General features: G+C 63.9%; 12 protein-coding genes. 9 read left to right on the plus strand and 3 right to left on the minus strand.

Annotated elements, in window-relative coordinates:
• Window positions 1–4: 4 nt before the first annotated feature.
• Complete coding sequence (locus NKJ23_RS15750) at window positions 5–1,171, minus strand: ATP-grasp domain-containing protein (protein ID WP_352680913.1); 1,167 nt, start codon at window positions 1,169–1,171, stop codon at window positions 5–7.
• Window positions 1,172–1,979: 808 nt separating this feature from the next.
• Here NKJ23_RS15750 and leuA point away from each other — a divergent pair.
• The 4 genes from leuA (at window position 1,980) to NKJ23_RS15770 (ending at window position 7,430) form a co-directional block, all read left to right on the plus strand.
• The gene (leuA, locus tag NKJ23_RS15755) at window positions 1,980–3,716 is read left to right on the plus strand and encodes a 2-isopropylmalate synthase (protein WP_352680915.1); all 1,737 of its coding nucleotides are present in this window, start codon (window positions 1,980–1,982) and stop codon (window positions 3,714–3,716) included.
• Window positions 3,717–3,859: 143 nt separating this feature from the next.
• A complete protein-coding gene (locus NKJ23_RS15760; protein ID WP_352680918.1) occupies window positions 3,860–5,647 on the plus strand; it encodes a tetratricopeptide repeat protein in 1,788 nt (595 codons plus the stop codon).
• Window positions 5,648–5,874: 227 nt separating this feature from the next.
• The gene (locus tag NKJ23_RS15765; RefSeq protein WP_352680920.1) at window positions 5,875–6,678 is read left to right on the plus strand and encodes an alpha/beta fold hydrolase; all 804 of its coding nucleotides are present in this window, start codon (window positions 5,875–5,877) and stop codon (window positions 6,676–6,678) included.
• Window positions 6,679–6,812: 134 nt separating this feature from the next.
• Window positions 6,813–7,430: a hypothetical protein gene (locus NKJ23_RS15770; RefSeq protein ID WP_352452908.1), complete on the plus strand. Its 618-nt coding sequence runs from the start codon at window positions 6,813–6,815 to the stop codon at window positions 7,428–7,430.
• 75 nt (window positions 7,431–7,505) lie between these two features.
• On the opposite strand, the gene NKJ23_RS15775 is transcribed toward NKJ23_RS15770, so the two are convergent.
• Window positions 7,506–8,438 carry a metallophosphoesterase family protein gene (locus NKJ23_RS15775; protein ID WP_352452937.1) on the minus strand — a complete coding sequence of 311 codons (933 nt, stop codon included), beginning with the start codon at window positions 8,436–8,438 and terminating at the stop codon, window positions 7,506–7,508.
• 53 nt (window positions 8,439–8,491) lie between these two features.
• Between NKJ23_RS15775 and NKJ23_RS15780 the strand changes: the two genes are divergently transcribed.
• A complete protein-coding gene (locus NKJ23_RS15780; protein WP_352452909.1) occupies window positions 8,492–8,992 on the plus strand; it encodes an NUDIX domain-containing protein in 501 nt (166 codons plus the stop codon).
• Window position 8,993: 1 nt separating this feature from the next.
• Here the strand turns inward: NKJ23_RS15780 and NKJ23_RS15785 are convergent, their stop codons facing one another.
• Window positions 8,994–9,983, minus strand: a complete 990-nt coding sequence (locus NKJ23_RS15785; RefSeq protein ID WP_352680923.1) for a glutathione S-transferase family protein — start codon at window positions 9,981–9,983, stop codon at window positions 8,994–8,996.
• A gap of 280 nt (window positions 9,984–10,263) precedes the next feature.
• Here NKJ23_RS15785 and NKJ23_RS15790 point away from each other — a divergent pair, with 280 nt between their 5' ends.
• The 4 genes from NKJ23_RS15790 (at window position 10,264) to NKJ23_RS15805 (ending at window position 12,933) form a co-directional block, all read left to right on the plus strand.
• Window positions 10,264–10,818 (plus strand): GNAT family N-acetyltransferase, encoded by a 555-nt coding sequence (locus tag NKJ23_RS15790; protein WP_352680925.1) that lies wholly within the window; start codon window positions 10,264–10,266, stop codon window positions 10,816–10,818.
• 63 nt (window positions 10,819–10,881) lie between these two features.
• Window positions 10,882–11,643 carry an SDR family NAD(P)-dependent oxidoreductase gene (locus NKJ23_RS15795; RefSeq protein ID WP_352680927.1) on the plus strand — a complete coding sequence of 254 codons (762 nt, stop codon included), beginning with the start codon at window positions 10,882–10,884 and terminating at the stop codon, window positions 11,641–11,643.
• Between the two features lie 16 nt (window positions 11,644–11,659).
• Window positions 11,660–12,421 carry a HugZ family pyridoxamine 5'-phosphate oxidase gene (locus NKJ23_RS15800; protein ID WP_352680929.1) on the plus strand — a complete coding sequence of 254 codons (762 nt, stop codon included), beginning with the start codon at window positions 11,660–11,662 and terminating at the stop codon, window positions 12,419–12,421.
• A 173-nt stretch (window positions 12,422–12,594) separates the two neighbouring features.
• Complete coding sequence (locus NKJ23_RS15805) at window positions 12,595–12,933, plus strand: ArsR/SmtB family transcription factor (protein ID WP_023679553.1); 339 nt, start codon at window positions 12,595–12,597, stop codon at window positions 12,931–12,933.
• Window positions 12,934–13,007: the final 74 nt, after the last annotated feature.

Here is a 13,007-nt window from a genome sequence, read left to right on the forward strand (position 1 = left end):
CGCCTCACGCCTTTTCCGCATGGATGTAGTCGACCGCCCGGCGCAGCGCCTTCGGGTCCTTGGAGCGCAACTGATAGGCGTAGTTTCCCATGGCGCGGCTGAAAACCTCCTCGATGGCGTGATGATGGACGATCATGTCGCCATGGGCGGCCAGCACGTCGGCATGGCTGTGCACATAGTTGAGATGCCGCTTGCGGCTGGCATAGGCGGTGAAATACTTGCCCCTGTAAGGGCCGCCGGCGGCGTCCTTGACCACCATGTCGGCCCAGGCGGCATAGACATCGATATCGAAGGTGTAATTGATGGCATCGGTCATCCAGGCGCCAGGCGGCCGCATGTTGACCTCCAGCGCGATGACCCGGTCGTCCCTGGTTTCGAACAGCTCGATGTGGAAGAAGCGCTCGCGCACGTCGAACGCCTTGAGGATTTTCCTGCCGGCCTCCTCGACCGCCCGGCTGATCTCGGGAAAACAGACATAGCTCATATGGCGGTCGCGGTTGACCACCTCCATGACGCTCTGGTCGTAGCGGTGGCTGGCGGCCAGCACCACCTCGCCGTCGCGGTTGACCAGCCCGTCATAGGTCACCACCAGTCCTTCGATGAATTGCTCCATGACGAAGCTGACGCCTTCCGGCTTGTCCCTGAAGAAGCTGTCGAGTTCGCCGGCGTTGGAGATTTTGAAAGTGTTCGAGGCGCCGGAGCCGGAATCCGGCTTCACCACCACGGGATAGCCGACGCGGCGGATGAAGGTCATGGCGCCGGCGCGGTCGGAGCACTTGCGTTGCGGGATGGTTTCGACGCCGCTCTTGCGGAAGAACGCCCGCATGCGGCTCTTGCGTTTCAAATTCTTGACGAAGTCGAGCTTGGTGCCGAAGATGTTGAAGTCGGTGCGGATATTGGCTTCCAGCTCCAGCCAATGCTCGTTGAGCGATTCGAACCGGTCGACGCGGCCCCATTTGTGGATGAAATGGCCGATCGCCCGGAACACCGGCTCGTACTCCTCCATGTCGTCGATGCGGTAATATTCCGAAAGGGCTGCCTTCAATTTGCCGTCCAGCGCATCGAACGGGGCGTCGCCAATGCCGAGCACAGTGGCGCCGGCCTTCTTCAGCCGGTCGCAGAAATCGGCGCCATTGGCTGGAAAATGCGGCGAGAAGAACACGAAGTTCATGGACGATCCCTCCCGGCGGCGAGCCATCGCACCCCCGCCGACAATCGACTCTGGCGCATTTGCCGGGCTCGGGGAAGAGCAACTGGATCAGGTGAGCGGCTGGGCCCGCGAAAGGTGACGCCAAAACCGCAAAATAAAAAACCCGCCTCGACAGCGGGTCCTCGGCGCCAGTCAGCACCATACCCAAATTAGTAGCATAGCTGCCGGCACAAAGCAAGAACAAAGTTGCTGTAATCAGGAAAAATCGCTTCATGTCGGCGCCGCGCCTTCATTGCAGCTTGGGTTCCTCGCCCCACGAAATGGGGATAGGTGGCTCGGCGAAGCCGAGACGGAGAGGGGACTGCGCCCTGCGAAGGCCCCCTCTCCGGCCGCGGAGCCTGTCCTTGGGCTTGCCGAAGGCAAGACCCGTGGACAGCCACCTCTCCCCCGTTTCGCGACGGCGAGGAACGCAAGTCTTGAGGCTGGATCGGCAGCTTCTGCGACAGCGAGGCTCCCACTTGCCTCGCTTTGCCCGCTCCTGTATGAAATCCGCCATGAGCCCGCGCGCCACCTCTTTTGCGTCCCGTCAGACCGGCATTGCCGGCCAGACCGTTCGCGCGCTTGCCTCCACCCTGCTGCTTCTCGGCCTTATCGGCGATCGCCGGGTTCGCTGAAGGAGCGCCCGGCGGTCGAATTCGCCGCTCACGCGCACGCTCCTTGGCCAGTCACAAATTGGCACGTCACATCAAGCGAACGAAATTCTGGTAAAGGCGCCGCTCGCCACCAATCCGCCTGAAGCTGGATTCGCGAGCCGCCGGGAGAAAAGACGATGAACGCACGAGAAGATATCCGTCTGAATGTAGAGGAAACCGCCAAGCCCGCGAAGGGCATGCCGGACGCCGCCCGCAAATACCAGCCCTATCCGACCGTCGGTCTTGCCGATCGCACCTGGCCTTCGAAAGTGATCGACAAGGCGCCGATCTGGTGCTCGGTCGACCTGCGCGACGGCAACCAGGCGCTGATCGATCCGATGGGCCAGGAACGCAAGGCGCGCATGTTCGCCCTGCTGCTCGACATGGGCTTCAAGGAGATCGAGATCGGCTTCCCGTCGGCCTCGCAGACCGACTTCGATTTCGCCCGCTGGTGCATCGAACAGGGCAACGTGCCCGCCGACGTCTCGCTGCAGGTGCTGGTGCAGTGCCGGCCGGAACTGATCACCCGCACTTTCGAGGCGCTGAAGGGCGCCACCAACCCGATCGTCCATTTCTACAACTCGACCAGCGAATTGCAGCGCCGCGTCGTCTTCGAGAAGGACGTCGCCGGCATCAAGCGCATCGCCACCGATGCGGCCAAGATGATCACCGACATGGCGGCCAAGGCCGGCGGCGGCTACCGTTTCGAATATTCGCCGGAGAGCTTTACCGGCACCGAGCTCGAAGTGGCGCTGGAGATCTGCAACGCCGTCACCGAGATCGTCAAGCCGACGGCGGAGAACAAGCTGATCATCAACCTGCCCTCCACGGTCGAGATGTCGACGCCCAACATCTATGCCGACCGCATCGAATGGATGTGCCGCAATCTCGACGAACGCGAGAACCTGTTGATCTCGCTGCATCCGCACAATGACCGCGGCACCGGCATCGCCACCACCGAACTCGGCCTGATGGCGGGCGCCGACCGCGTCGAAGGCACCCTGTTCGGCAACGGCGAGCGCACTGGCAATGTCGACATCGTCACGCTGGCGCTCAACATGTACACGCAAGGCGTCGATCCCGGGCTCGACTGCTCCGACATCAACCGCATGAAGGACGTCTACGAATACTCCAACCAGCTGAAGATCCCCGAGCGCCATCCCTATGTCGGCGAGCTCGTCTACACCGCCTTTTCCGGCTCGCACCAGGACGCCATCAACAAGGGCATGAAGGCGCTGCGCAAGGCCAACACGCCGCACTGGGAGGTGCCCTATCTGCCGATCGACCCGGCCGATGTCGGCCGCAGCTATGAAGCCATCATCCGCATCAACTCGCAGTCCGGCAAGGGCGGCATCGCCTATGTGCTGCATGCGGATTACGGCCTCAACCTGCCGCGCAACCTGCAGATCGAGTTCAGCCAGGCCATCCAGGCGATCACCGATGCCGAAGGCAAGGAGGTGCCGGCCAGGCGCATCTACGAGCGCTTTCTCGACACCTATGTCGACCAGCCCGGCGCGCGGCTGAAGTTCCTCGACCACCACACCTATCCCGACGCCGAGGTCAAGGGCCGGCGCGTGGTCGAAGCGGTGATCCTCGACAAAGGCAAGGAGGTGACCATATCAGGCACCGGCACCGGCCCGATCGACGGCTTCGTCGATGCGCTGTCGCGCCATGTCGGGGTGCCGATGTCGGTGCTGGATTATTCCGAGCATTCCATGCAGCGCGGCTCGAATGCCTCGGCCATTTCCTATGTCGAGATGGAACATCCGGGCGGCAAGCTGTTCGGCGCCGGCATCAACACCAACATCGTCGCCGCCTCGCTCGAAGCCGTGGTTTCGGCGGCCAACCGCATCGTCGGCCGAAAGGGCGGCTAGCCGAGACCGCCAGGCCCGCGCATCAGCCCACCGGAAATTTTATCCGGTGGGTACGCTATCGCACCATAAGCAGATGCTTGTATGGCGGCGCCAGCGCGATATGATTGTACCTCAACCTGTGCCGAATTCGAAGGGATCGACACTTGCAGCATACCACGCCTGCCGCCCCCGCAGTGCGCGAAACGTTGGAGCGATTGCTTGCCAGCGAAACGTTCGGACGATCCGAGCGCGCGCGCAAGCTGCTCCGCTACCTCGTCGAGCGCGAGCAGGCAGGCGAAGCCGATAGGCTCAAGGGCTTCTCCATAGCGATGGACGTTTTCGGCAAGGACGGCGATTTCGACCCGTCGACCGATGCGGTGGTGCGGGTGCAGGCCGGCAGGCTGCGCGAGCTTCTGCAGCAGTATTTCGCCAATGAGGGCGTTGCCGATCCGGTCCGCATCGCCATTCCGCGCGGCGGCTATGTTCCGTCCTACGAGCTCAACGCCATTCGCTTGCCGGCAGAGGCTGAGGCAGAGAGCAAGCCGCAGCCGGCGACAGAGGAGGCGGCGACCGCCCCGCTCGGCTCGCCGGAAGATGCCCGCAACCGGGCACATCCGGCTGCATTGCTGAGCGTTCCAGCCGTCGCCCCTGCTGCACCTTCGCTGCAGCGGCATTTGCAGTTCTTCTGGCTGGCGATCGCGCTGGTCATTCTCATGCTGGGTGTGCTGATCCTTCGCCAGGGCAGCGTGGTATTGCTGACCGGCGGCGACACGGCGGTCGAGACCGCTGTGGCGACCGGCAGCATAGCAGCGCCTCCGGTTGAAAACCTCCCCCAGGTCTACATCGCCATCAAGGCCGACAGCGACCTGGCTCGCCGTGTCGCCGCATCGCTGCGCGCCGGCCTCAGCGGCTTCGATACCATCAATTTCATCGGCCGTGATGCCGACAGCCCGCCCGATCCAGTAACCGACGCCGCCAGCTTCGTATTCGATGTCCTGCCCGGGCCGCGTAGCGGCGACATCATGCTCGAGCTGCAAAGCGTGGCGACCGGCCGCGTGCTGCTCTCACGCAACCTGACCGCCGGCGACAGCGCGAACACCGCCATCGAGGACCAGATCTCCGGCATTTTGAGCTCGGCTCTTCCCGCCTCGGGCACGATCTACAACTACATCGAGCAGAGCGGCATCCAGACCGGGCTGACGGCGTGTCTGGTGCTCAACGGCAAATATTATCTCGACCAGAACGCCCAGACGCACGGAGCCGCTTACCGCTGCCTCGAAGATCTTGCCAACCGGGAGGCAAAGTCGTCGCTCGTCTATTCGGAACTCGCTTCCTTGCATCTCGAAGCGGTCACCGACCACTATCCCTACCCCGCCGACGCGACGATCGACAAAGCGATGACGTTTGCCCATCGCGCCATCCAGATGGGCCCGACCAGCCCCTACGCGCACCGCGCCCTTGGTTATCTCAATTCGCGCATGGGCGATTCCGCGGAATCGATCCGCTGGATGCGCAAGGCCTATGAGCTCAATCCCTACGATCTCGCAATGGCCGCCGCCTATGGCTACGGGCTGGTTTTCGCCGGCAGGTACAGCGAGGGCACCCCGATCATCGCTCACGCGGTGGACATCGCCAGCGCCCATCCGACATGGTGGGATTACGGGCTGTTCGCCGGAGAGTTCATGATGGGCGACATTCACAAGGCCACGCTCGCCAGCGACGGCTTGCGAACGACGGAAATGAAATCGCATTATCTGGCGGCGCGGCTGATCGGCGCCAAGGCTGCCGGCCGCGAGAAGCTGGCGAGCAGGCTGCTGCAGGAACTGACCGCCAAATTCCCGAAATTCGCAGCCGATCCGCGCGCAACTTTCGTCGAACGAAGATATCCCGCCGATCTGACCAACCGGCTGGTGGAAGCCCTGCGCGCCGCCGGCCTTGGCGGCGCCAGCTGACGTCTCCCGGCGCGTGCACGACGTCAGGTGATCGCGAAGATTTTACTGGCCATCCGGACGGCCAAAGCGCAATTCAGACACAATTTGAACCGGCCAATCTGATCCCACATAGGTCTGATCCCGCATAAGACTGATCTCCGCATAAGTCTGACCTCCCGCAAAGACTGATCCGCATAAGACCGCCCCCGGCATCCTGACTGATCCCGGCACCAAGCCATAAAGTTTGCATGACCCCATCCCTTTACGCTGCCGAACGGGGCACCGGCCCGACAACGATCGCCTTCCTGCATGGTTTCGGTGGCTGCCACGACGACTGGCGCGACGTGGCCGAGTCTCTGGCGCCCGGCGCGCGGACCCTGGCCTATGATCTGCCGGGACATGGGCTGTCGCTCGATTTTCCGGGCGGCGGTCCGGCCAGGATTGCAGCCAGTGCCGTCCTTGCCGATCTTTCCGCTCGCGGGATAAAGCGGGCTCATCTCGTCGGTCATTCGATGGGCGGCGCCGTGGCCGCCCTGATGGCATTGAGCGAGCCTGAAAAGATGGCCTCGCTGACGCTGCTGTCGCCGGGCGGTTTTGGTCCTGAGATCAATGGTCCGCTGCTGCGTCGCTACGCCGCCGCTGCCGGCACGGATGAAATCCGCGCCTGTCTTGCCGCCATGTCGGGACCGCAAAGCCGGCCCTTGCAGCATAGGGTCGATCTCGTCAACGAGATGCGCCGGCGTCCCGGCCAGTCGCGGACACTTGTCGAGTTCGCAGCCGCCATGACCAGGGATGATCGGCAAGGCGTCATTCAGCGCGAACGGCTGGAAACGCTGAACATGCCGGTCATGGTGGTTTGGGGAACCGACGACGCGGTGCTGCCCGTCAGCCAGGCGGACGGCGTGCCGAAGCATTTTCATCTGCACCACGTGCTGGAAGCCGGCCATATGCTGGTCGAGGAAGCGCCCGGCCTGGTCGTCGAGGCTGTCCGTCGCAATATGCGACGCCGCAGCAGGCGGCTTCGTCCGGGATTCGCCGCTGCGGCGAGCTGATCGGTCTTCGCGCAGGCACGGCGGCGGCGCTGGTGCTGCTCCAGCGAACCCTTGCCCGCTCATCGATCTCGCAAGTGCATTTTGGCGGCGGCTGTGTTAATTCGGTGTTAACCAAACCCCGCGAGGCAACGCCGATGAAGGACGCAGGCGAGAACATCACCCAGATCGATCAGTCGCGAAAACTGTCCGATGCCATTCGCGACGTCAAGAACGCCTTCGCCGACCGCGATGACGTCGTCGTCGAGATGCGCGAAGCGCATCGCATGCGGCTCGATCTGCTTGCCGCCGAACTCGCGCCGGTCTTCGGCGACGTACCCACCGACATGGACAGTTTCGACTTCGCCGTCTCGTCCGGCCTGCAACCACGGCTGTGGATCGACGCGGTCAGCCATGTCGCCATGGGACGCGACCGCCGCACCTACCGCTTTCTCAAGGACACGCGCATCGGCCGCGTCGTGCTCGCCGAGTCGACCGAGATGAAGGTCGTTGCCGATCAGGTGACGCGCTATGTCGCCGAGCGCGTCGTCGAACGCCAGAGGATGATGGAAGGCGGCATCGAGCAGGCCGTCGCCGGCCTGAAACGCGCCCTGGTGGCGGAGGCTGAGCCGCCGCTGCATGTCCCTGCGCGCAGCAACGGCTGGTCGGCGTTCTTCTCGGGCCTCGGCCTGATCGCCGCCGGCGCCCTGGTCGGCCTGGCGATTTCGCTCGTGCTGTTCTGGGACCGCATCGTCGCGATGAAAATCAGCTTTTAAAGCATTTGCAGCCAAGTGATGTCACTTGGCGTCGCAGAGTGCGGCTGACGACCGGCGAGACGCTCCCATCTGAGTTCACCGCGCCCCGGCAAGCGTGGCCTCGGCCCCCACGCCAAGCTCCATTGTCTGCAGGTCGCTGGGCGGCAATGCCGGCCCGGTCAGGCCGCGGCGCGTCAGCCTGATCCGCCAATTGTCCTTTTCACCGTCGATGTCGAGCAGATTGTATTGCGCCGGCGCATGCGAACTGCCGGGCGCCTGCCCCGCGGCGGCGACCCCGACCACCGGAATTTTGATCTTGCGGGCGCCGATGAAGAACAGCGACGGCACATGCGAATGGCCGTGCAGCACAAGCTCGGCGCCGTGCCGGTGAAGAACCTTGTGGAAGCGCGAGATGCCGAACAGCCGCTTGTTCTGCGAAACGGCGCCGCGCACCGGCGGGTGGTGGATCATGATCACCCGGAACAGGCCCTGCTTGCCCGTGGCGTCGAGGATGCCGCGCAGCCTTTCCGCCTGGCCTTCCAGAAAGAAGCCGTTGGCCATGAAGGGAGCCGTGGCGCGCGCCGTGGAGACGCCGATCAACGCAACATCGCCGCGCACGCGCAGATACGGAAAGGTGTTGCGGTCGACCGGCGTATTGACGCCGTCGCCGGTCATCCACGCCGCCCAGGACCGGCAGGTCTTGTCGAAGGCGCCCGGCACATAGGCGTCATGGTTTCCCGGCACGACCGACACGTCATTGGGCGAGCCCAGCGTCTCCAGCCAGTGCTTGGCCATCTCGAGCTCACCGTCGAGCGCCAGATTGACCAGGTCACCGGTGATGGTGAGATGGTCCGGCCCGCTGGCCTTCATGTCGGCGACGATCGTGTCGATGACGGCATCGTGCATGTAGCGGCGGCGGTTGCGCTGCCAATTGACGTAACCGACCACGCGCTTGGAGGCGAGATCGCGATAGGTTACATCGGGAAGCGGCCCCAGATGGACATCGGAAATATGCGCGAGCCTGAACATCTTTTCTTCATAGGCGAGGCGCGCGCGGCTTTCCACTCACGGTTTCGCGGACGATGACGACGCCGGATCCGGAGCAAGCCCTGCGTCAGACCGGCTGGCCGGGCTTCAGGGCAAGGCTGTTTCACCTGTACTTCGTACTGCGGCGGCCGATGACGCTCGGCGTGCGCGGCTTGATCCACGACCGCCGCTCCAATTCGGTCTTCCTCATCCGCCACACCTATGTCCCGGGCTGGCACCTGCCCGGCGGTGGCGTCGAGTTGGGCGAGACGATGATCGAAGCGCTGACACGCGAAGTCTTCGAGGAAGGCAACATCGCGCTGACCGGACCGCCGGTGCTGAAATCCCTGCATTTCAACCGCCGCGCCAGCCGCCGCGACCATGTCGGCCTCTATCTGGTCGAGGAGTTCGACCAGCCAAGCCCTAAGCTGCCCGACCGCGAGATCGCCGAAGCCGGCTTCTTCTCGCTCGACCGCTTGCCGGTGGGCACGACACCGGCAACTTTGCGGCGGATTGCCGAGGTTTTTGATGGCGCGGCGATATCGCCCTACTGGTAGATCACGCCGCCTTCCTGAACCTGTCGCGGTCATGCAGCGCGCCATAGTCGAGCTCAGGCCCGACCGGCACGATGCGTGTCGGGTTGATCGTCTCGTGGCTGCCGTAATAATGCGACTTGATGTGGTGCAAATTCACCGTGCCGGCGACGCCCGGCACCTGGTAGAGATCGCGCAGGTAATTCGACAGGTTCGGATAGTCGGCGATGCGGCGCAGATTGCACTTGAAATGGCCGACATAGACCGGGTCGAAGCGGACCAGCGTCGTGAACAGCCGCCAGTCCGCCTCGGTGATGCGGCTGTCGACGAGATAGCGCTGCCTTGACAGACGGTTTTCCAGCATGTCGAGCGTCGAGAACAATTCGCCGAACGCCTCCTCGTAGGCCGCCTGCGTGGTGGCGAAGCCGGCACGGTAAACGCCGTTGTTGACCGCGGGATAGACCAGCGCATTGATCGCATCGATCTCGCCGCGCAACGGTTGCGGATAAAAATCGAGCTTGGCATCGCCCCATTCGTCGAAGGCCGAATTGAGCATCCGGATGATCTCGGAGGATTCGTTGGAGACGATGGTCTGCTCGCGTTTGTCCCACAGCACGGGAACGGTGACCCGGCCCGAATAGCCGGGATCGGCCCTGGTGTAGATCTGGTGCAGGAAATCGAGGCCGTAGAGCGTGTCGCCGGTGGCGCCGTCCTCGGCCAGGAACGTCCAGCCGTCGTCGCCCATGAAATGATGGACGACCGAGACGGAAATCACGTCCTCGAGTTTTTTGAGCACGCGAAAGATCAACGTCCGATGCGCCCACGGGCAGGCGAGCGAGACATAGAGGTGGTAGCGGCCGGGCTCGGCCTTGAAGCCGCGTTTTCGCCCTTCGGCCGGCGCGCCGTCGCGGGTCACCCAGTCGCGCCACTGCGACTGCGCGCGCACGAATTTGCCGCCGCTCTCCCCGCTATCATACCGGCGGTCCTGCCATTGGCCTTCGACTAGCAATCCCATGCAATATCCTTTCGCGTTCCTGCTCGATGTAGGGCACCAAGCGGCGCCGCGGAAATCCCCGATGCTGAACAGATCGTCAACGGCTGCGTCGTCGAGTGCGGTCGGCTGCGCCGGCCGATTGCGGCGGCTGAAAATTGGTGCTAGCGGACATCCGCATGTTCGACTTTGCCATGATCCGGTTCGACCGACGACGAAAGAGCGCCCGCGCCTGATGAAGCGCTGACTGGCGAACGCTGCCGCTTGCAGCAAACCTTTCCTCGTATACCGGAACGCAAAGACCATGAGCCTTGCCGACTTGAAATACCTGGCCGACATGAAATACCTGCCGGAAACTCCGGCGCACGATCCTGAAATCGAAGCCATCAATGACGAGGCCTTCGGGCCGGGCCGTTTCGTGCTTGCCGCCTACAAGATCCGCCAAGGTGGCCCGCATGAGCGGGCTTTGTCCTTCGTGGCTGTCGATGGCGCAATCGTCGTCGCCTCGGTACGGATGACGCGCATCGCCGCCGGTGCCGGCCGCGCGCTGATGCTCGGGCCGCTCGCTGTGCGGCCGGCCTTCAAAAATCTCGGCATCGGCCGCCGGCTGGTGGCAATCGCGCTGGAAGCCGCCGCCAAGGCCGGCGCGCCGGCGGTGATGCTGGTCGGCGACGAACCCTACTACGGCCCGCTCGGCTTCAGGAGGCTGCCGCGCGGGCAGATCTCGATGCCGCGTCCGGTCGACCCCGATCGGCTTTTGGCGCACGAGATCGTGCCGGGCGCGTTGGCGAGGCTGGCGGGCGAGGTTTGCCACGCCGACCAGGCAAGGATTGCCGCGCACATCGCCGCGATGGCATGACCGTGCCGGCGCTGTCGCACGGTGGCTTGGCGGCATAGTCTGGACACGGAGGAGGACGTCGAGATGAACCCGAACGGCCAGATTGCGATCGTCACCGGTGGCGGCTCCGGCCTTGGCGAGGCGACGGCGCGCGCTCTTGCCGCCGGCGGCGCCAGGGTTGCCGTCCTCGATCTCGGTATCGAGCGTGCGGCCAAGGTGGTGGCCGACATCGGCGGCATCGCCGTCCGATGTGATGTGAGCGACGCCGAGAGCGGTGCCGTCGCAGTCGCGGAAGCGGCAGAGACGCTCGGCGCACCGCGCATCCTGGTCAATTGCGCCGGCATCGTTGTCGGCATGAAGACGATCGGCAAGGACGGACCGCATCCGCTCGATCAATACCGCAAGTTGATCGAGGTCAATCTGATCGGCACCTTCAACATGATCCGCCTGGTCGCCGACCGGACCGCCAGGCTCGAGCCGCTGCAGGGCGGCGAGCGCGGTGTCATCGTCAACACCGCGTCGGTCGCGGCCTATGACGGCCAGATCGGCCAGGCCGCCTATTCAGCGTCCAAGGCCGGCGTCGTCGGCATGACGCTGCCGGTGGCGCGCGATCTCGCCCGCTCCGGCATTCGCGTCTGCACCATCGCACCCGGCATCTTCAGGACGCCGATGATGGCCGGCATGCCGCAGGAGGTGCAGGATTCGCTCGGCGCCGCTGTGCCCTTCCCTTCCCGTTTGGGCGAGCCTTCGGAATACGCGGCACTTGCCTTGCACATCATCGAGAACCAGATGCTCAACGGCGAGACCATTCGCCTCGACGGCGCCATCCGCATGGCGCCGAAATAAACGCGACGGTGGTGCTTTGGACAAACCAAAAAAGGACGTGATCCGCGCGACCGATCCCGAGGCGATCAGGCTGGCAAAGACGCTGATCCGCAGCGCCCGTTTCGGCGCGTTGGCAGTGCTCGAACCAGGAACCGGTTCGCCGCTGGCCAGCCGGGTCGGCGTCGCCACAGACATCGACGGCACGCCATTGATCCTGGTATCGATGCTGTCCGCCCATACCGGCGCCATCCTTGCCGACCCGCGCTGCTCGTTGCTCGTCGGCGAACCCGGCAAGGGCGATCCGCTGGCGCATCCGCGATTGACGCTCGTCTGCCGCGCCGTGCGGCTCGAACGCGGATCGAACGAACACGCCCGCGCCGAGCGGCGCTACCTCAACCGCAACCCCAAGGCAAAACTCTATGCCGGGCTCGGCGACTTCTCGATCTTCCGGCTCGAACCGGAGCGCGCCAGCCTGAACGGCGGCTTCGGCAAGGCCTATCTGCTCGACCGCACCGATCTGGTCGCGACGGGAGCGATCGTCGAAGAGCTTGCCGCCGGGGAGCAATCGGCGGTCGACCACATGAACGCCGACCATCTCGATGCGATTGCCCTCTACGCAAGTCATTTCGGCGGGGCCGAGAGTGACGGCTGGATCGTCACCGGGTTCGACGCCGACGGGATGGATCTCATATCGGGCGACAATGTCTGTCGGGTTTTCTTCCCCGAGCCGCTGAGAGCGGCGCGCGACCTCAGGCCTGTCCTGGTCGACATGGCCAAGGCTGCCCGATCGGCAAATTAATCACAGCCGCGCGGTTAATCGGCTTGCATGGAAAGCAAGCCTTGAGATTTGAGCGAAATGTTCTACCTTTGCGAGTGACGCTGAATCGCTGGCGTGCATCTATAGGGAAAGTCTATGGAATCCGACGCTATTGCCCCCATAGCGGCGGATGAGCAAGAAGGCATGGGGGATCTATGGTCTCGAACAAACTAGTCGCCAACGCCGGAACCGCGGCTGCGTTTCTGACGCTGATGGGCAACGAAAAACGTTTGTTGATCATGAGCTATCTGGCCGAGGGCGAGATGTCGGTCGGCGCCATAGCCGAGAAGGTGTCGCTCAGCCAATCCGCCCTGTCACAGCATCTGGCCAAGCTGAGGGCTTCCGACCTTGTCGAGACCCGCCGCGACCGGCAAATGATCTATTATTCCTGCAAGTCCGCGGCGGTGCGCGAATTGCTGCACATGCTGGACGGCATTTTCGGCGAAGGTGAACTGTCGCAGATGGCTCACCGGCTGCGTCGCGCCGGGACCTGAGCGGCCGGAGCGGAGAACGCCCCGCGAAATCCGCTTTGCTGCCAAGTCCGCCTTGCTGCCAAGTCCGCTTTGCT

The sequence above is a fragment of the Mesorhizobium sp. M0184 genome, assembly GCF_040322215.1.
GTDB lineage: Bacteria > Pseudomonadota > Alphaproteobacteria > Rhizobiales > Rhizobiaceae > Mesorhizobium.